Origin of the sequence: Limnospira fusiformis SAG 85.79 (assembly GCF_012516315.1) — a bacterium.
GTDB classification, from domain to species: domain Bacteria; phylum Cyanobacteriota; class Cyanobacteriia; order Cyanobacteriales; family Microcoleaceae; genus Limnospira; species Limnospira fusiformis.
This window is the reverse complement of sequence record NZ_CP051185.1, coordinates 5,685,898-5,706,099: the sequence shown is the minus strand read 5'-3', so window position 1 is coordinate 5,706,099 and position 20,202 is coordinate 5,685,898. Positions and strand designations below refer to the sequence as shown.

General features: G+C 42.7%; 15 protein-coding genes. 5 read left to right on the top strand and 10 right to left on the bottom strand.

The window, feature by feature from the left end; all coding sequences use genetic code 11:
- Positions 1–72: 72 nt before the first annotated feature.
- Both leuC and HFV01_RS26465 read right to left on the bottom strand, forming a co-directional pair.
- Positions 73–1,482: a 3-isopropylmalate dehydratase large subunit gene (gene leuC / locus HFV01_RS26470; protein WP_006622238.1), complete on the bottom strand. Its 1,410-nt coding sequence runs from the start codon at positions 1,480–1,482 to the stop codon at positions 73–75.
- Positions 1,483–1,943: 461 nt separating this feature from the next.
- Positions 1,944–2,105, bottom strand: coding sequence for a hypothetical protein (locus HFV01_RS26465; RefSeq protein WP_193520538.1), 162 nt, complete (start codon positions 2,103–2,105; stop codon positions 1,944–1,946).
- Positions 2,106–2,650: 545 nt separating this feature from the next.
- Between HFV01_RS26465 and HFV01_RS26460 the strand changes: the two genes are divergently transcribed.
- Complete coding sequence (locus tag HFV01_RS26460; RefSeq protein ID WP_006622237.1) at positions 2,651–3,202, top strand: SWIM zinc finger family protein; 552 nt, start codon at positions 2,651–2,653, stop codon at positions 3,200–3,202.
- A gap of 60 nt (positions 3,203–3,262) precedes the next feature.
- Here the strand turns inward: HFV01_RS26460 and HFV01_RS26455 are convergent, their stop codons facing one another.
- A complete protein-coding gene (locus HFV01_RS26455) occupies positions 3,263–4,132 on the bottom strand; it encodes an NAD(P)-dependent oxidoreductase (protein WP_081587658.1) in 870 nt (289 codons plus the stop codon).
- A 209-nt stretch (positions 4,133–4,341) separates the two neighbouring features.
- On the opposite strand from HFV01_RS26455, the gene HFV01_RS26450 reads away from it, so the two are divergent.
- Complete coding sequence (locus HFV01_RS26450; RefSeq protein WP_006622235.1) at positions 4,342–5,694, top strand: hypothetical protein; 1,353 nt, start codon at positions 4,342–4,344, stop codon at positions 5,692–5,694.
- A 3-nt stretch (positions 5,695–5,697) separates the two neighbouring features.
- Here the strand turns inward: HFV01_RS26450 and HFV01_RS26445 are convergent, their stop codons facing one another.
- Genes HFV01_RS26445 through HFV01_RS26430 form a run of 4 tightly spaced genes read right to left on the bottom strand, consistent with a single transcriptional unit; the run spans position 5,698 to position 10,218 of the window.
- Positions 5,698–6,978: a glycoside hydrolase family 10-like protein gene (locus HFV01_RS26445; RefSeq protein ID WP_008051707.1), complete on the bottom strand. Its 1,281-nt coding sequence runs from the start codon at positions 6,976–6,978 to the stop codon at positions 5,698–5,700.
- A gap of 15 nt (positions 6,979–6,993) precedes the next feature.
- Complete coding sequence (locus HFV01_RS26440) at positions 6,994–8,271, bottom strand: hypothetical protein (protein ID WP_006622232.1); 1,278 nt, start codon at positions 8,269–8,271, stop codon at positions 6,994–6,996.
- 46 nt (positions 8,272–8,317) lie between these two features.
- Positions 8,318–9,559: a diaminopimelate decarboxylase family protein gene (locus tag HFV01_RS26435; RefSeq protein WP_193520537.1), complete on the bottom strand. Its 1,242-nt coding sequence runs from the start codon at positions 9,557–9,559 to the stop codon at positions 8,318–8,320.
- Positions 9,560–9,585: 26 nt separating this feature from the next.
- Positions 9,586–10,218 (bottom strand): hypothetical protein, encoded by a 633-nt coding sequence (locus tag HFV01_RS26430; protein ID WP_006622230.1) that lies wholly within the window; start codon positions 10,216–10,218, stop codon positions 9,586–9,588.
- A 121-nt stretch (positions 10,219–10,339) separates the two neighbouring features.
- Between HFV01_RS26430 and HFV01_RS26425 the strand changes: the two genes are divergently transcribed.
- From HFV01_RS26425 to HFV01_RS26415, 3 genes are all read left to right on the top strand, one after another.
- Positions 10,340–12,118, top strand: a complete 1,779-nt coding sequence (locus HFV01_RS26425) for an ABC transporter ATP-binding protein (protein WP_006670178.1) — start codon at positions 10,340–10,342, stop codon at positions 12,116–12,118.
- 227 nt (positions 12,119–12,345) lie between these two features.
- Positions 12,346–15,459: a CHAT domain-containing protein gene (locus HFV01_RS26420; protein WP_006670179.1), complete on the top strand. Its 3,114-nt coding sequence runs from the start codon at positions 12,346–12,348 to the stop codon at positions 15,457–15,459.
- 175 nt (positions 15,460–15,634) lie between these two features.
- Positions 15,635–16,783 (top strand): helix-turn-helix domain-containing protein, encoded by a 1,149-nt coding sequence (locus HFV01_RS26415; protein WP_006622226.1) that lies wholly within the window; start codon positions 15,635–15,637, stop codon positions 16,781–16,783.
- Here HFV01_RS26415 and HFV01_RS26410 read toward each other — a convergent pair.
- The 3 genes from HFV01_RS26410 to HFV01_RS26400 all read right to left on the bottom strand — a co-directional run bounded on the left by HFV01_RS26410 (position 16,780) and on the right by HFV01_RS26400 (position 19,990).
- The gene (locus tag HFV01_RS26410) at positions 16,780–17,190 is read right to left on the bottom strand and encodes a late competence development ComFB family protein (protein ID WP_231296453.1); all 411 of its coding nucleotides are present in this window, start codon (positions 17,188–17,190) and stop codon (positions 16,780–16,782) included. The two genes, HFV01_RS26415 and HFV01_RS26410, sit on opposite strands and share 4 nt — an antisense overlap.
- A gap of 158 nt (positions 17,191–17,348) precedes the next feature.
- Positions 17,349–17,732 carry a DNA sulfur modification protein DndE gene (dndE, locus tag HFV01_RS26405; RefSeq protein WP_006622224.1) on the bottom strand — a complete coding sequence of 128 codons (384 nt, stop codon included), beginning with the start codon at positions 17,730–17,732 and terminating at the stop codon, positions 17,349–17,351.
- A gap of 35 nt (positions 17,733–17,767) precedes the next feature.
- Entirely contained in the window at positions 17,768–19,990 is a 2,223-nt protein-coding gene (locus HFV01_RS26400) for a pentapeptide repeat-containing protein (RefSeq protein WP_006622223.1), read from the bottom strand.
- Between the last annotated feature and the right edge of the window lie 212 nt (positions 19,991–20,202).

The following is a 20,202-nucleotide window of genomic DNA, read 5'->3' as shown; positions in this document are numbered from 1 at the left end:
ATTAGTTAACAAGAGGAAATAAGGAGAGTTCCCCCCTACCCGGTTGCATCAGGTAATGGGGGTACTAATTAACTAGGCTTCGATTAACTTACGAACATCGGCAACTTTTCCGTTAACCGCCGCCGCGACGACCATGGCGGGACTCATTAATAATGTGCGTCCGGTAGAGGAACCTTGACGGCCTTTAAAATTGCGGTTAGAAGAAGATGCACTAATTTGGTTTCCCTGTAACTTGTCAGGGTTCATAGCCAAACACATAGAACACCCGGCTTCTCGCCACTCAAAACCTGCTTCTCGGAAGATTTGATCTAGTCCTTCAGCTTCAGCGGCTTGTTTAACTCTTTCGGAACCGGGAACTACAAAGGCTTTCACCCCTGGGGCGACTTTGCGACCTTGGGCAAATTTAGCCGCCTCCCGTAGGTCGGTTAAGCGTCCGTTGGTGCAACTTCCGATAAAGCAAACATCAACTTTGGTTCCCTCAATGGGAGTTCCGGGGGTAAACTCCATATAGCGGTATGCTTCTGATGCGATCGCCTGATCGCTTGGGGGGAGATTTTCCGGTTTAGGGATGACCTCATCAACGCCAATACCCTGTCCGGGAGTAATTCCCCAAGTGACCGTCGGGGGAATATCAGCAGCATCAAAAGTTACCACATCATCATAAACGGCATCGGCATCACTGCGAATTTGTTGCCACCAGGCGATCGCTTTATCCCAATTTTCGCCTTTGGGGGCAAAATCGCGGTCTTTGAGATAGTCAAAAGTGACTTGATCGGGGTTAACATAACCACAACGCGCGCCACCTTCAATAGACATATTACAAACAGTCATCCGTTCTTCCATTGACATGGCTTCAATGGTGGTTCCGGCGTATTCGTAAGCATAACCCACGCCGCCTTTAACTCCCAATTGTCGAATCACATGGAGGGTGACATCTTTGGCGTAGACACCTGGGGGGAGTTGGCCGTTAATTTCAATGCGGCGAACTTTGAGTTTTGATAAGGCTAGGGTTTGGGAAGCGAGAACATCCCGAACTTGGGAAGTACCGATACCAAAAGCGATCGCCCCAAAAGCGCCATGGGTGGAGGTGTGGGAGTCTCCACAGGCGATCGTCATTCCCGGTTGAGTTAGGCCTTGTTCCGGTGCGATCACATGGACAATGCCTTGATTACCCGAACCGATGTTATAAAATCGGATCTTGTGTTCCGCACAGCTTTTTTCTAAGGCTCGCATCATCTCCTCAGCCAGGACATCCACGAAGGGACGAGCTTGATTTTCCGTGGGGACGATATGATCCACCGTAGCCACGGTGCGTTCTGGAAATAGGACTTTCAATTGGCGATCGCGTAACATCGCGAAAGCCTGGGGACTTGTCACCTCATGGATCAGGTGTAGACCAATGAAGAGTTGAGTCTCACCGGATGGTAGGGTTCCCACTGTATGGAGGTCCCAAACTTTATCAAATAGTGTTCCTTTGCTCATAAAACCATCGGTTAATCGGCGTATCGAACGCGCTGATATATCTGCCCTATTTTAACCTGTTTGGGAACTGTGGTAAAGCGGGGCGACGGATCGACCCCCTCAAATGCCCTAATTTCCCAACTATCTTAGGTTTTAGCCCCCGATCACTTTTCCGATTTGCTATAATAGAGATAACGTGCGAGACGTTTAGGAGTCAAATAAGGCTGCAATGCCTGAAATAACCTCCTAGAGGGCAATTAGACCTTCAACCAGTCTAACCCCTTAACTGTATATATGTCCCGACGCTTAGAGTGCTTAGAGTATAGAATAAGCATAGACTAAGCAAGGCAGGGAACTCAAGGTCAATCCCATATAAGAAATCACAGAATACACTATTTATCCTCCAAGTATACTATAAGGAGGAGTATTTAACCCACTTGGGGTGATTTGGGAAAGAGTAAAGGCGATAGCCACCCCCAGTTTCAGAAATCACAAATCTGGGATTGAAGCGGGGAACGGAAGGCGTAAGGGAAACCTATTCCCAATCCGACCACTGCCAACCATCCATGATTAGGGAAACCAAATGTCTGGCTTGAACCACCGTAAGTATTAAGTAGCGAAATAGGTTGACACGCTACGCTCAAAAGAGTAAGGGGAAAAGTAGGGTACTGTTATCAACACCTACACAGACTTTTAAAATGTACCCCGGTGGATAAGACAAATCTAAAGATGGAATGCCCATATATACGGAACGTTGAAACCCCTGTTGGGCTCTCTACGAGTACATCTCGTAGAGTAGTGAAAAGTGTAAGCGCAAGCTCATAAGGGGAAGGGATGTGACTGAAAGCCAATGCCTAACTGTAATGGTTGGGATATGCCCACTAGTCACGGTGTGGATATAGAGACTGCGATAAGTAAGAGTTTAATGGCGAAAGCGAGTTTAAAGACTAACGCAAGCATATAGCTCCCAAAGTTGAAGTCATAAAGCAGGGGGTCGTAACCTTGTTCCTTTGACAAAGAGGGTATCCACATCAGGAGCCGTGTGCTGGGAAACTCGCAAGCACGGTTTTGAATTGGAGTTGGGAAAGGTGACTTTCCCTTCGACCATAACAAAAGAGCGCCCTCCCCCCTTGATTCTGGATAGAGCGCTCAGTCCCCAATATTTTGATCACAAGGGTATAATACCACAATGAGTAAAAGTGCGATCGCCACCGCTGCTAACAGCGGGTTGGGGTTTTATTCTTCCCCTTTGGTAGAGCCAGAAACCCCAAAAATTTCCCCTCTCATTTCTCAATCCATCAAACTCGAAAATATTGATACTATCGGCCCCGGCAATACCCCGCGACTGGTTTATCAAACTTCTGCGGGTCGTTGCAGTCGTCTCGTATCTAAAGCTGATTTTGCTAGGATTTGGTCTTGTTTTCTGTCAATTCGAGGCGTAAAACATTCCCGGATTTTGGAGATTAACATCACCGACCACAGCTTAATTATCCAGACCAATCAAGGCACGGTTGCCGTCGATAAAAACCAGGCTAAAATGTTCCTATCTCGCTATAATCGAGTAGCCCTAGAACCTCTACAAGTGCGCCTAATTCCCCAAGGTGCAGTAGTTTGGAACCCCGATCATCATACCCTATCCTTAGTAAAATCGGGAGGATGTACCTGTGAAGATTGGCGGTATCGGCAAACCATTTGTAAACATAAAATTGCTGCCCAATTGTGTCAGATGCCATCTAATTAATTAAATTAATATCCCCCAGAAGTTCCAAAAATGACTATTGGGGGATTTTTTATGATATAATTAACTGGGGTTTCGGATGCTTTCTACTAATGCCGAATAATCCAGGTCGCTCAAATCTAAATTGGTGATTGCCTGTGCAATTATTTCTTGCACCCCCGATAATCCGGCGACATTTAACTGAGAGGCGATCGCCTCATTTATAAACAAGTTAGTATCCTTTAACAAGTGCTTAGTCGGAAAATTGGGATCGGCATAATTCCCATCAATCATACGTTGTAGCTTTTTATCAAACGTCGGCGCATATAACGCACTATCCCGGAGAATTTTCATAAAAATTTCAACATCTGCACCCTGACGCTGAATAAAGCTGAGACTCAAGCCAAAGGCTGCCGTGAGGGAGGCAATTAGTTGATTTAGGGCTAATTTCACCGCAGCCGCCGCACCGACCTCCCCAATTAGCATCGCCTCCCCCAGGGGTGCAAGGACTTTTTCGCACCGTTGCAACTGTTCGCCAGTCCCCCCCACCATGATCTGAAGTGTACCGGATTTGACCTGGGGAATGCTACCCAAAACCGGAGCCTCCATATACTCCCCCCCCACAGCAACGATTTTGTCTCTGATGGCTTGGCTTTCCCGTGGGCCAATAGTACCCATTTGGATGGCCGCGCGACCCTGCCAGTGTGGAAGAATATCAGCGGATAGTACTATGTTTTCAATGGCGGGCGCATCTGCTAACATCAAAATAGTGCAATCACAAGGGGCGATCGCATCTTTTACCGATGAGGCGATCGCTACTCCCCTATCCTCAAGAGGCTGTAATTTAGCCGCAGTGCGGTTATAGGCTACCACATCTAACCCCGCCTCCAATAGTCGCAGGGCGATCGCCTCTCCCATAAGTCCAGTTCCAATTAATCCAACTTTCATGAGCATCAATAACTTATTTGCAGTTATTGTATATCTTAATGATTGCCCAATTATTCCAATCAGACATTAACCAATAACCTTGGGAAAACTCTGGGATTATAGACTAGAATATTGGTAAGTGCTGAAAGCAGATTTTGCCAATGATCACCCCTAACCCATAATTATCATATAAATAGGCAAATAGAACTCACGAGGAAAATGGTCAAGATTTAATCATGTCTAACCTATTTAATTCTGCTAGTTCCCCCGCTATTATTGAAGCTGTCGAAAAGCTGGGATATCGCGTCAGTAGTGCTGATGTCGCCATTCAAGCTGGACTTGAAGTTAACCTGGCCCAACAGCAACTTTTAGCCTTAGCATCAGAAGCCGGAGGACATCTACAAGTATCTGAGTCTGGGGATATTGCCTTCCTATTTCCCCAGAATTTTCGCGCTGTCATGCGAAATCGATATTGGCGGTTAAGAGTTTATGAATGGTGGCAAAAAGTTTGGCGAATACTATTTTATCTAATTCGCATTTCCTTTGGGATTATGTTATTGGTGTCCATAGTCCTAATTTTTATAACCATTGCAGCGATTGTATTTTTTGGCGATTCTAACCGTAGCGGTGGCGGCGGTGGTGGCGGTGGCGGTTCCCGTGGTCGCGGCCTGATTTTTATTCCCCACTTTTGGTTTCACCCTAACTCCCTCTCATTTCTGAGTTGGGATAATGGCAATTATTATCGTCGCCAACAGAAGATTGCCAATAAACTGAAAAAAGAGAAAATGAACTTCTTTGAAGTCGTGTTTTCTTTCCTGTTTGGAGATGGCAACCCTAACTATAATTTAGAAGCACAGCGTTGGCAGGCGATCGCCACAGTAATTCGGAACAATCAAGGTGCAGTAGTAGCTGAACAAATTGCCCCTTATTTGGATAATTTGGGTAACGCCTATTCCCAGGAATTTGAGGACTATATGCTGCCAGTTTTAACTAGGTTTAACGGACAGCCAGAAGTGAGTCCCGAAGGACAGTTAGTATATCATTTTCCCGAATTACAAACCACTGCAACTCAATATCGACCCCAACCCGTCCCCACCTACCTCAAAGAAAATAATTGGAAGTTTAGCAATGCTACTTCTAATCAGTTAATGTTAGCAGCGGGTTTAGGTGCGGTTAATTTCGTCGGCGCATTGATTTTAGGTCATTTACTAGAAGATGGCGCAATGGCAGCGCAAATGGGTGGCTTAGTCGCATTTGTGGAGATGATTTATCCCCTACTTTTTGCCTATGGTGCGGGTTTTCTGATTGTACCTTTAATCAGATATTTTTGGGTACAGTGGCGCAATGGTAAAATGGCTGTGCGTAATGAATACCGCCAGTCTCATGCGATCGCCTTAAATCAAGCTGATGATACCGTTCAACAAAAGTTAAAATATGCGCGTAAATTCGCCGCCGAAACCGTCATTAGCAATCAAGATTTGGCTTATACCACAGAAACCGATATGCTTGACCAAGAAGCTGCTAACGCTGATAAAATTGATGAGGAATGGCAGAAACGTCTGAATCAATCTGATGGTAAATTAAGCTAAACTCTAGTTTAAAATAGATTCCGAAAACATGATCTCAAATGCCTGACGACGTTTTCTTGGTGCATCAGGTGTTAGGTAACTCCAGAGTGTTTCCCAGTAAAAAAAGGAGACACCATCTAAATGGCGATCGCGTACTTCTTGCACCTGTGCTTCAATCTCCTTAATCTCCACAGGATTATGGAGAGTACCGCTTAAAATACCGATAATCAGGGGGACTTTTTGTTGAGTCGTAATCAGCGAATGGTGTTCAAGTTCTTGGATAAATCCTTCTAAGCTATTGCGATAAACTTGTAAGACCACTTCATCTATCCAGCCACGATTTACCCAAGTTAACCAATCTTGTAAATAGACATTATAGGTAAATTCGTAGGGATTAGGAGATAGGGAAACAATACAATCAGGTTTCGTGGCTTTAATAGTTTTAACTAAATGTTCAATAAAGTCAGTAATTTTGTTAGAACGCCACCGCCGCCATTCCGGGTCCTGGGGATTATCAGGGGGAGATTTTCCCTGATGTTCCTGTCTGTAGAGGCTGACCGTATAGGGGTCATAACCAAACTCAACCGGAATACCGAAATGATCATCAAGTTGAATACCATCTATATTGTATTTCATCACCACTTCTATGATTAAATCTTCCAGAAATCTCTGCACTCCTGGATGTAAAGGATTTAGCCAAACATTGCGAATCGGACTTAATAGCAACAGCCTCCGAATTAGATTAAATAATCTGGCATTAACCGACTCTGGTTCCGTGGTATATCTAGGAAGTATTAGCCTACCATCTTTGGTGGTTGTTACCCATTCGGGATGTCTCTTAACTAACTGAGAATTGATGGGAGCCATAAAACCATATTCTAACCAGGGAATTACTCGTAAACCCCGATTATGTCCTTCGATGACAATTTCCGACAGAATATCTCGTCCTAGTCGGCTGATATGTAGTAGAGAATCTTGTGATTTTCCGGTGACTCTGCGACTGACAGCACTCTGAAAAAATGTCGTGCCTCGGTTCCAAATTACTGGGTAAACTGTGTTAAAATTCAGAGCAGATAGTTGGTCGAGTGCGCGGTTAATTCCCCAGGGAACAAACAGGACTCCGCTGCTAACATTGGTTATCCATACTCCCCGAATTTCCTGTTCCGCACTAACGGCTGTTTGGTGTATGGTGACAGGCGGAATTGCGGCTATGGTTAATCCACAGGTTATTAAAATTATCAGGATTACCCGGATTAAAGATTTAGACAAATTTAGGGGTTTCACAGATTTGATAATTTTAGGCATTCAAGGGGTGGTGATTTAACCGAAACTTGAAGAAGCAAAGATAGCGATATCTGTAGATGTTCTGCTATCAATTGTGCTATCACTACTGGTGGTGTCATCTGACCACTTGGTAGAGTTTAAGTTAAATTGTCGGCTGAGAATTTGTAAGAGTTTGGCTGGGGGTAATGATTCTAATTCGACAAAATTTCCGGCTTCTAACCATGCTATTTCTTCCGGTGATAGGGTGGTGCGAATTTCTGGGGATATGGCTGGTGATTGTGTCTCTGATGTGTCAGAATGACGGATAAAGAAACCTTTACTATTTAACACCTGTTGGGGTGTTAAACCTACGTCATAAATAGGTATAGTAGTGTTTTGAAACCATTGAGGGGTATTCCGCAAATGATGGGTTAATGAGACACCCCGAGTGGTAGCATCATGGACGGCATAAACTACTAATTCGGGATTGCGTTTAGCCATTTCTAAGATGGTGGAAAAAATGCTTTGAGGATATCCGGTAATACTGACAATTGCACAACTATGGTTGAAGTGAAAGTTATTGGCAATTAAAAATTGAGCGATCGCCGAATTATCACAGACCATAAGGCGATCGAAACTATAGGAGGTAATGTCAGGACGAAGCATAGCATTACTCTCTGATTGTTTGGGAGATGGTAAGAGTTTAAATATAGGACCATTAACTGCACTCCAGCTATTTAACCAACTATCTAATTGTGTTGATGCGAGCGGAAATTTGTCAATAGCATGACTAAGCATTTGACGACGACTCTCTCCTACATATATCATAAATAAACCCAGACCTACACTCAGTAGGAAAATTATAAATCTGATATTGTTGGGATTGATCATCAGCAATATTACTGATGCAAATATCTCAAATAAACCGATAAATTGCAAAAATCTCGCCTGTTGTTTACGCAATGATACGGGTTGATTTTCTGACTTGATTTGTGCCGACAATATCATCAAAGTTATGAACGAAACTAGAAGTGGCACAGAAAATAAAATAGTTACCCAAAAATATATAATCAGGAATAGTATGGCGTATGGATAGATAGCAAACTTATTTTTTTTGCCTAATTTGCGTTCAAAAAAGTAGATTAATTGTTTTTTGGTGAATAAAAGATTCTCCGGACCTGAAACTGATTCAATAGATTTCTGAAAGCCGGGATCACTAAAGGGAGAACCTGTTTTAGGTTCAAATACAAATTGATGTCCGCAACTTTTACATCTGCCACCATAGGCGGTGCGTTCTTTAAAGTTATTTTCGATACCGCAATTGATACACTTCATAATCTAATTTGTTGATGATTAAAACTTGCAGCCAATTGATTTTAGCTTAAATATCGACCTGCTGGGTTAAGAGAATATTATAATCTTCCCGTTGGCGAATTAACTGATGTTTTCCCTGTTGTAGTAGGACCTCCGCTGGTCGAGGTCGGTGCAGAAAGTGAGATGACATGGCGTAACCATAAGCGCCACAGTCTAAAATAGCTAGGATATCTCCCCGTTTAAGTTGAGGAAGTTGGCGATTTTTTCCCAGGTAGTCGCGGGAGTAGGTTGTATTTCCACAAACATCAGTAATATAATGGTTGGGTGTATCAGAAAATGATACAATTTCTCGATAATTTCCATAGACTGAGGGGACGGATAAATTAGCCACTGTGGTATCAACTCCCACTATCTGTTTTGGGGGTTGCCATTTAGTTGAGACTACTTGAGTTAATAGGGTTCCACAGGAGGCGATCGCCGACCTTCCCGGTTCAATAATTAAATCAATTTCTCGGTTAATTTCTCGGTTAATTTGAGTAAGTTCTGCCGTGATTTGTTGTCCGAAAAAATGCCAATCAAAGGCTGATTTTTGGTGTTGATAGGGGTAGCCAAAACCACCGCCAAAGTCCAGATATTGCCAATCTGGTAACTGTTGACCGATAGCTAACAGGGGTTTAATCACCTGAGTAAAAGAGGAAGTTGCATTAGTGCCAGTGCCGCGATAAAAATGGAGTCCGGTAATTTTTAAGCCAGCGGATGCGGCTATTTTGATGGCTTCTGGAAATTCCTGGGGATTAACACCAATGCGACTATCGCCATTAATTTCCGGCAGATTTAGCCGAAATCCTAACTTAGGTAAAAAATCGATTTTTAGTTGTTGGAAAACTTCCCCAAATAGCTGGAGTTGGTCGAGACTGTCTAAATTATAGGTAGTGATTCCCCAGTTTAATAATAATTGAAACTCCCGGTGATTTAAATTACTGCCACTATACACTATTTGCTGGGGATGAAAGCCAGCCTTGAGTCCTAAAAATGCGTCTCCTGGTGTATTGGCATGGAGTCCCCAGTTAGCCTGTTGAAAAATCTTGAGTAAGGCAATATTGCCATTAGTGACACTAGCGAATTTAAAGCGAGTTTTAGGATAGTTAACCGCCCCACCAATATGGTTAATTGTATCCTGGAGAATATCAGCATTATACACATACAGAGGGGAGCCATATATATCTAGTAATTTTTTCGCCAAGTCGGTAGAAAATGGCAACTTTTGAGACAGTTTAGGATTGATGGTTTTGGCTTCAGTGATATTCATGAATTGTTAATGTTATTTAACTGCTGTTATTTAACGGTAAATTCTGATTGGCTTAAAATGCGATCGCCTAAAAACATTTCCACCTGCCAATTTCCTGGTGGTGAAGTGGGACCCAACTGATGCCGACAGCGGGTATTCCAGACATCACTATCAATTGTACGAGTTTGATAGCGATTTTGATGGGCAAGTTGACCATTAGGATTAATCCAATTACATCCTAATTCTAGTTGACGACCCTTGGGAGTTTGTTGTAACCTAACTTGGTAGTAAACTGTGGGGGAGTTCTGGCGGTCTATGATGTCAAAATGACTAACCCGGTCGAATCGTTCTAAAGTCAAACGACTTTGATTTGGGTTAGCATAAACTTGGGCGATCGCCTGTTGTTGTTGATCAAACCATAGGGAACCGCCGCCGACAATAGCCACAGCAGCTAATCCCAATCCTACCATTAAGATTCGGTTTCGCTTGGTTTCCGCCGCCAAGACTTCCCGACGGCGAACTTGCATCAGCGCCTGATCAAGATTTTCAGTAGGTAAATTTAATTCCTCCAGAATTTCTTGGACTTGTTGGCGATCGAGTTCAGTTTCCTGAATTTGGGATAGGCGTTCAACTTCAGCAATCACCTGATCTAACTGTTGTTGAGTAAGTTTATTATTCATGTTGTCGGGTAAAATTCAGCTCAAACAATCGAAAATTCATATCTGATTACAACTTCAATTGACAATTAGCAAATTCCAGAGACTTAACAACTGATATCCTAAACAAATAGTATTAATATCTGTGGCATCCTTGAAACAATCATCAAGTTACTGGCAACTATTGCCCTATGTTCGTCCCCAGTCGCGAACCATCGCCAAGGCCCTAACCTGTACCCTAGTTTTTACCGCATTTTGGCCGCTATTAGCTTGGCTAATGGGTCAAATAGCCGGATATATTGGTCGGGGGGATGTAGAAGCGATCGCCCAAATTGCTGGGGTTGCTGCCATTATATTTCTAATTCGGGGAACTGTCCAATACGGTCAGGATACCCTGATGGCTAAAGCAGCCCTAAGCATCGCCCTAGACCTGCGAAAACAAGTATATACTCATCTTCATCGGCTAAATGTTGGTTACTTTGAAACCGCCAAAACGGGAGATTTATCCTATCGTCTCACGGAAGATATAGATAAAATTGGCGAAGTCATTAACAAATTATTTCATCAATTTATCCCCTGCATTTTGCAGTTAATAGTCGTCCTAGGCTATATGCTTTACCTGAACTGGAAACTTACCCTAGCCACCCTAATTATTGCCCCTCTGATGGCGCTATTAATTGGCTGGTTTGGGGAAAAACTGCTAACCTTTACCCGCCAAAGTCAATCCCGTATTTCTAACCTTTCTGCCCTATTGACGGAGGTATTTAGCGGCATCCGTTTAGTGCAAGCCTTCGCCGCCGAAGATTACGAAATCTCTCGATTTTCCCTAGAAGCAGAACACAACCGACAGGCGAAATTTTTGGCGGAAAGAATTAAGGCATTACAGTTCGTAGTAGTCGGCTTTTTGGAAGCGATGAGTGTAGTGTTTTTATTTTTCCTAGGAGGCTGGCAAATCTCCCAAGGTCAGCTAACGGGAACAGGTTTTATCAGTTATGTTACAGCCGTAGCTTTATTGATTGACCCCATTTCTTTAACCACCAGTAATTATAGTGACTTCAAACAGGGAGAAGCCTCCTGCGATCGCATTTTTGAACTGTTCGCCATTCAGCCCAATGTCATAGAAAAACCTGATGCGATCGCCCTTCCCCACGTCAAAGGAAAAGTTGAATATCGTCATGTCAGCTTTACCTATCCCACCTTGAGCCAAAACAGCCATAATCACCGCCAAGATTCTGCCCCTAATCAGCCCGTTCTCGTCGATTTTAATCTCTTAGTAGAACCCGGGCAAATGGTAGCCTTAGTCGGCGCGTCAGGAGCCGGAAAAAGCACAATTGTCAGCCTCCTACCTAGATTTTACGATCGCCAACAGGGTCAAATTATGATTGACGATATAGATATCCAAAATGTCACCCTTCCCAGTCTCCGTAGACAAATTGGCATAGTACCCCAGGAAGTCACATTATTTTCTGGTAATATTGCCCAAAACATTGCCTTTGGTCAAACTGATTATGATATTGAACAGGTAAAATCCGCCGCCAAAATCGCTAACGCCCATGATTTTATCAGCCAATTTGCCGAAGGTTATCAAACCATAGTAGGGGAACGGGGAGTTAACTTATCCGGTGGACAAAGACAACGAATTGCCATAGCCAGAGCAGTCTTATTAAACCCCAGAATCCTAATTTTAGATGAAGCGACATCATCCCTAGATTCCGAATCAGAAACCCTAATTCAACAAGCCTTAGAAAGACTCATGCGGGGGCGAACGGTTTTTATTATCGCCCACCGATTAGCCACCGTCCGCCGATCCGATCGCATTTTAGTAGTGGAACATGGTACAATTACCGAATCCGGGACTCATACTGAATTATTAGCACTTGGTGGTCGTTATGCTTATTTCTATTCCCAGCAATTTAGCAGTTAGACAATTACCGAACACTACCCCTAGACTCATCTCCGCCATTCTCGCGCTATGCAACCATCCCCATGGAGAATAGCAACAATTAACGGAAATTAGATCAAGTCTGTGGTAAATAGCTATTAATCTTGATAAAATTTGAGCGGGAGGCATTGTCGGGACTTTTCCCATAATCTCTGGCTCTGTACCCCAGGCGCAAAGCCTACCGACCTAAACAATTAATCGCGATCGCAATGGATGAAAATCTTCAGCAAGCCTACTACGAAATTGTTTACAGTTTGCTTGTCTACTCTCCAGAGAAATCTCTGCAAGTCCTCCAAGCCAATATGGCTGTAATTGACGAGGATTTTGTGCCATTTGTACAGGAAGTTTGCCAAGTTCTGGCAGATCGCAATTGTGAAGAAGATGCCCAACGATTAACAGAAATAGCCACTCAAATTCAAGAGTTTGGCAATGTCTCCACCCTCATTCAGCAGAAAATGCCAGCGCCTCCACCCCAGGAAGTAGCTAAACCTGTACCAGCAGTCGCCAGCACAGCATCCCCCCAAGTTTCTGAACAACCAAAAGCCGAATTACCAGCCCTAACTCCTGAACAAATTACAGCTAAACAATCCCAAGCTGAGGAACTTTTCAAACAGGGAGTTCAACAGTTCCAAAATAATGACTTCCAAGCAGCCTTTAAATCTTGGCAAGAAGCCCTAATTCTTTATCAGGAAGTCAATAACCATCGTGGGGCGATTAATTGTTTAGGCAAATTAGGTAATATCTATCATTCTTTAGGGCAATATGAACAAGCTATATCCGCCCATCAACAGTGTTTAGCTGTAGCCAGAAAAACTCAATATCCCCAGGGAGAAGCCAACGCCTACAGCAGTCTCGCCCATGTTTGCTATGCTATTGGTCAACATGATCAAGCCTTGTTTGGCTATCAGCAGGCTTTAGAAATAACCCAAAAAATTAACTATCGTTTCGGCGAGGTAAATGTGCTGGGTTCTTTGGGTCAATTATACTCAACTTTAGGGCGCTACGAAGAAGCGATCGCCCATACCAAACAAGCCGCTGAAAAAGCCGAGGAACTAGGTTATAAATTCGGAGAAACCAGCTTTTTAGCTAGTTTGGGGAGTGCATATACTGCCATAAAACAGTATGATAACGCCACCGCAACCCACCATCAAGCCCTCAAAATTGCCCGCAGTATTAATTATAGTTTTGGGGTGGCGAATAGTCTGAGTAATATCGGGATGACCTATCAAATTAAAGGAGATTTAGAGCAGGCGATCGCCTACCATAAACAGCACCTAGAGTTAACCCAAAAAATTCAGTCAACCCAAGGACAAATAATCGCTTTACTCAATTTAGGCGACACCTATTATCGCCAAGGAGAAGGACAGAATGCCATTGACAACTATCAACAAGCCTTAGCGATCGCCAGAGAAACCGGAGATTTGCGCCAAGAAGTCAAAGCACTTAATAATTTAGGTCAGACATACCAAGCTATTAAAGACTTTGATAATGCGATTCAAGCCTTTGAACAAAGTTTAGAAAAAACCACCCCCTTGACCCTTCCTATGCACTGTTTACTAGCAGCCAGACATCTGGGGGATATCGGATTTTCGCAGCAAAACTGGTCCTTGGCTATAGCAGGTTATAGTCGCGCTATTGAAACTGTAGAAACCAGTTACACAAATATTATTCCCACCACTCATCGCCAGGAAGTTACTAGGGAAGTCGCCGGGTTATATAGTCGCATGGTGCAGACCTGTATTAATGCTGATCAGCAACAGTTAGCTTTTGAATATGGGGAACGTTTCCGCATTCAACATTTAGTCCGCTTGCTGTCCAATAATTATGCCGGAATAGATCAACAATTAACCGAACTTGTCGAAAAATATCAACGGCTTCATCAGCAAATTGACACTCTCCATTTTCGCCGTCAGTCTGATGAAATGAAACAGTTTGCAGCAGCAGGAATTAGGATGAATAGTATTGCTATATTCCGGGCGGAAACAGCTACACTCAATGGTTTGGATACTCAAACTGACCAATTGATTAATCAGATACGCTCCCTAGACCCCTTCCTGGCTGGTCTGCTGCGAGTTGAACCGTGGAGTCAAGAAATCCTACAGAATTTCATACATTCTCGAACGGCTTTATTGAGTTTCTATACATCCGACAAATGTGCCTATATTTTTATAGTAAAACAGGGAAGTAATGATGATGCTTGGTCATCGACAAACACCCTAGAGATTGCCCTGCATATATGTCCTGATCAATCAGGGGAAAACTTAGAAACTTGGTTGACTAATTACTGGCTAAAATTGGATATAGACAGCCCAACAAATAGCCGCGATCGCATGAAAGGGATGTTAGCAGAATTGGCTCAACGTCTGGATATTGACCGCCTAATTAGTGAACATCTTGTGGAAGTTGACGAACTGCTAATTATTCCGAATTTAGTCTTACATCGCTGTTCCTTTGTGGCTTTACCAATTGCTGGCGGCGAGGAATTTTTAGGCGATCGCTTCCGGGTCAGAATCGCCCCCAGTAGCCATATTCTCAATTTATCCAGTCAAGTTAGAGAAACCCGCCAGTCTCAGCCTCATTCTCAGATAACAGCATTAAACACCTCAACCCCATGGGGATTAATTGGCAATTCTCAACCTACCTCACTACTAGCAACTTATGAATGTGCAGCCTTAGCCCAACGCTATTCTATCCCCTCAGAACAGTTGCTAAATGACCAGATTAATCTGAATCAGTATCAAAAGTTACTGAAATCTGCCCAAGTTTTATATATCGGAAATCCCATTACCTTTAATACCAACAATCCCCTATCCTCTCAACTCAATTTAGGCACAGAATCCATATCTCTACAAGACTTGTTCAATATGCGATCGCCCCAACTCCTAGAAGTATTCATTTCCCGCTGTCGGACCTGTACAACAGCTTCCGACCCAAACCGCAACCCTTCCCCAATAGATCAACAATTCATCAACTTTAGTAGTGCCTTTTTGGGTATGGGAGCCACAACAGTTATTTATCCCCTATGGTCAGCCGGAGAAATTCCCACCACCCTCTTTAGCCAATTCTACTATCAATATCGTCAAGAATTAAGCCCCCTAGAAGCCCTCAAACAGGCTCAAATTAGACTCAGAAGTTTAACCAAAACCGAGTTAATGGCAACTTACCAGCCCGAATTAGAGAGCTATTTTGAACAGATAACATCTCAGGAAAACCTCAAACAAATTAATGACCAAAAAACCATTTTAGCCAGCTTCAACTTACAAGATTTTCCTTTTGCTAACCCCTACTACTGGGCTGCATTTACCTTAGCTGGGTTGGGGTAATATAAATACCTAATTATAAGATATAGCCGACCTTCCCTGAAACCCTCCTCTAATTCAGCTATCTAGCCGACTTTACCGACACAGGACACAATCAAGATTCTTTTGATCCTCATCCGGACTGAGAATCAACCCATAGAAAAATGAATTATAGCACTTGGATTAGGGGAGACCGATAATGCACGATATTAATCCCACAGTTAACTTCAGCGCCACCGGGATGGCGGCCGAGATTTCCTCAGAGGATATGCGATCGCTTTTATATAAGATTGAGGCAGAACTTCACAAAAGCGAGGTTTATCAGATTGCTCTGCAAAGCCTCCAAAAAATGTTAGGGGAAGTCGCCACTAAAGCTGAAATAGTCATCAAAGCAGTTGGTAGAGAGGCGATCCAGCTTTCTGTTAAACAGTTAATCCGACAGCAGAGAATGATGTTGGTCAGTGCTGATCAAACCGTCCTTGTTCCACCCCCACAGCCTCCGGTCTATTCTCCAACACCTGAGACCACATCTGAAACCCCCTCATCCCCATCAACCGTAGAAGTATCTACTGAAAAACCCAAACCGCCAACAGATAATTCTCCCTTATCCTCACCAGAGGATCACGACAACTCCCATAGCCAACTAAAAACCCCTCAAAAACATTCCACCCCCAAACCCAAGACCCCCACAACCAAGAAGAAAAAACCCAAAAAACTCACCCCCGCACAACAGGCCGAAAAATCCCAAAAAAGGCGGGAAATTTGCCTGTGTCAAATCGGCAAAAAATTACAAAAAACTCGCGCCGAGCATGGCATCACCTTACAGCAAGTTCATCATTATACTCTCATCCCAGTTAAAGTTATACAAGCGATCGAAAAAGGTCAAATCGATCGCCTACCCGAAGATATCTATTTGAGAGGGTTTATATGTCGTTTAGGTAATGCTTTCGGACTGAACGGCAGTGCTTTAGCCGGAGCCCTACCCACTCCCAGTCCTGACCCTACCCTAGTTCGTTCTTGGTCAAAAATTGAATTAGACTCTAGGTTTTATCTGAATTCGGTTCACCTATATTTAGGTTATACCGCCATTTTAGCAGCTTCCCTCGGTGGCATTGCTTGGATAGCCGATCAACCCCTCCCAGAAACTGAATTACCGCCGGAGCTACCTGAGACTAAACCCGATAGTAAATCTGAATCCGAAGCCAAATCCGCCGTACCAGGTTTAAAAAACCATCAGCAAGGCATTGTTTTAGGAGCAGATATCGCCCCACCAGAAACAATCTCCCCAGAATTAATCCCACAGGAATTAATTAGCATGGAGTTAAGCAACTTTATGAATAACCCCTAACGGTTGTAATAAGAGTGACTTTTACGCAAATATTGATATTGCTCAGGGTCTTTAGATCCCTTCGTCACGGGATGAGTAGCTGTCGTCGCAGTTTTGTGTTCCTCCTCATCCCCTACCAAGGGAGTCGAACTTCTCAACAAATCCCGTTGAACAGCAGCCAAAGCCTGACGCACTGCTATTTTCACCTGCTCATAACAGTCATCAGTCCCCCGCCGCTTTTGATGTAGCCATCCTTCTCTACTACAAGCATAAAGAGGTGGTAAACGGTTTAAAGCATAGGTTTCTACCTCCACCCGTTTAATATATTGAGTTAGCCGAGGAGACATCGAAACTAACTGTCGTCGGACTTCCTCAGACACCAGATCTTCCATAACATTATGGTATTTTCTGGATTTAATGGTTTCCATAATCTCAATCCCCCAAAATCTACAAAAACCCGGATTAGCCATAACTCCACCGGGCTCAATATTGGTTACATAAGCAAAGTCGCCTATCCAATACTTTCACAGTCTATTATTAACCATTACAGCACTTTGATCGCTAAACGTCCAGATCACGAATACTCTTATTTTAACACTAAATCTGTTAAGTCCTCCAGGGTTTGCAGTTCACTATCCCCCGCCAAATAGCCAATACCTCGGTGTAAATGTAGCCGAAATTGTTGTTCGAGGGTTTCCGGCGAAGTTCCCAAGCCATCCTCATAACAGCGTTGCTTGAGAGCAATTGTTAAAATATTAGACATATCACCCGCAAACACCCGCCAGGTTAGTTCCACATTACTATAATTAGCGATCGGCACCGGAGAAGGAGGGCTCGACTCCCCCAGAGAACGACAGAAACCCCAGCGACATAAAATATTCCATTGGTCAATTTTAGTGATTCGTTTGAGTTTAATCAATTGGTCTTTAGCCGTTTCCGATAGGCGAAAACGCTCAACTGGTGGTTCCATAATCTCAGTAACTCTCTAACAGTTTCTGTTAAAATTTATACATCATTTCTGATGCAACCTACAGTATTGCTACCAAATAAATTCGCCTTTTCAAGTTTAGCATTGGTTAAATCAGCCCCACTTAAATTAGCATGACGAATTAAAGTAAAACTCAAATCAGCACCGTTAAATTTAGCATTACTTAAATCAGCACGAGTAAAATCAGTACCCTTTAAATTACTCTGACTTAGATTAGCACCCTGTAAGCAAGCACTGCGTAAACGACTTTTACTTAGGTCAACTCTGATTAACTCAGCATCCCGTAAATCGCTGCGGTTAAAATTAACTCGTCTCAGGTTTGCTCCATTAAAATTACCTTCTGTAATATTAGCTTGATAAAAGTTAGCTCTGTGTAAGTTAGCACCCTTGAAATTAGCACCCTGTAAGTCTGCACCCCTGAGATCAGCACCTTCTAAATGTGCGCCTTCTAAATTACCGCCTCGTAGGTTCGCATTGCGTAAATTAACTCCCCGTAGATTAGCATGAGCTAAATTAGCCTGGTTTAACTTAGCTGATTCTAAATTACCATTACTTAGATCGGCACCCTGTAGGTCACAGCCTTCTAAACTGGCTGCCATTAAATTAGCCTTAATTAAACAAGCCGATCGCAAATTCGCTCGTTGTAACTGAGCAGTTGTTAGACTCGCATAACTCAGATTCACATCTTCAAGATCCGCACGTCTTAGGTCTGTTTTTACCAAACTCGCCTCTTGCATATTAGCTCCCTTCAGATTAGCAACAGCTAATTTAGAACCGTTGAGAATAGCATGGCTCAGGTTCGCTTTGGCTAAATTTACCAGTCGCAAATCTAGTTTAATTAAACTCATTCCTTTGAGGTTTTTTTCGCGCATATCTGCACCTTTAAAATCTATGGTTTTGAGGTTCACTCCTTTCAAGTTTTTCTGGCGCAGGTCTTGTCCTTGGAACTGAGAAAATAGCCGAGATGTTTCTAGATCGGTCGGGGCTGGTAATGTGCCATCATCAGATTTAATCGAGACTAAATTATACTGTATATTTTCGGTGAACAAAGTAGATACTAAGTTGAAAACCTCTAAAAAATTGATGACAATTTTACATTGCTGTTCATCGGAATTTTGATAATAATTAATAATCCGAGAAATACACAAATCCAGATGCTCTCGACTGTTGGCCGAAATTAAAACTACTTTCATTAAAATAATTGCTAATGTCAAATGAGTGGCGTGCTTCATTGACAAAGTGAAATTAGGGGAAGGATTACCATTACTCCCAATTGTCAAAAATTCCAGTGTCTGATTACAAACTATCTGGATCATATTGCCATTAATATGACGATCGCTCCATTGGTTGCCTAAATCATTTAGCATTTTATCTAGGCGGGAACTAATCACATTAAAGGGATGTTTGGAGTCAAAATTTAAAATCAAATAATCATAAAACTTATGTTTAAATTCTCGGTATTTTAAGGCTTCTACCTCTTGTAACAATTGGTCGGCTTTGATTTTGCTTTTCGAGACACTTTGAGTAGAAATTGCCTTTTTAATTAAAGTAATAACTTCCGAACCAAGATGGGTAGGATTTTTTAAATCATTCTGGGGATAATTGGAAGACTCAGAACGGGATAAATACATAGCTAATTCAAACTTGTATGTGTCCCGGAGTTTTTGTGATAAATTTCTCGCTACTTCTCGATGTTCCCAAGAGTTTTCAGGGTTAGCATATTGAGAAACTAATAAATAGGTTTTATAGCGATCGCTCCAATTCTGACTAACCGTTACCTGGGTGACAGCCTTAATATCTTGATAATCAGAACTATCTAAAAATTGAATTAACCAATTATGTAAACAAATATGTTCTTCATCACCCCCAAACTCCTGCTCTCTAACTTCATTCAGCTTGGTAATTAGTTTTTGTACACACTCAGAATATCTCCCTACATACCAGTTATTGATTAAAATATAACAAGTGCGCTTGATTAATTCTTGAAATTTTTGCTGTTGATTTTTAGCAATCAGATACTGAAAACTTTGTTTAATTTCCCTGTCAATCGGGCCAGCAAATTTCAGAAATAGTGCTTCAAATTTAGCCAAAACTTCATCGGGTTTTTCCTGTTTTACCCTCTCGATAAAATACTGATAAATTTTCTCCTGCACTATCTCAGTGTCGGACTGAGTATAATGTAATGCCGAGGATTTTTCCCCGGGGTCATAATTTCCACTAGGTTTCTCCAAACTTGCCATTGATAGACCCCTTTAATTGCCCTATATTTCCGATAACTGACCTAAATCAACCCTTCCACAAATATTTAGCCTTTGTGATTAAGGTTATTTAGTCTAATTGCAGGTGTAAAGTCACTGTCAAAATTTGATCAAATTTGGGGATTCCCTCGGCTACAGCCAGCACTTCCCTAGCAGTTATACCATTGTCAAAATAGCTAGGCAGGGGTTAGACT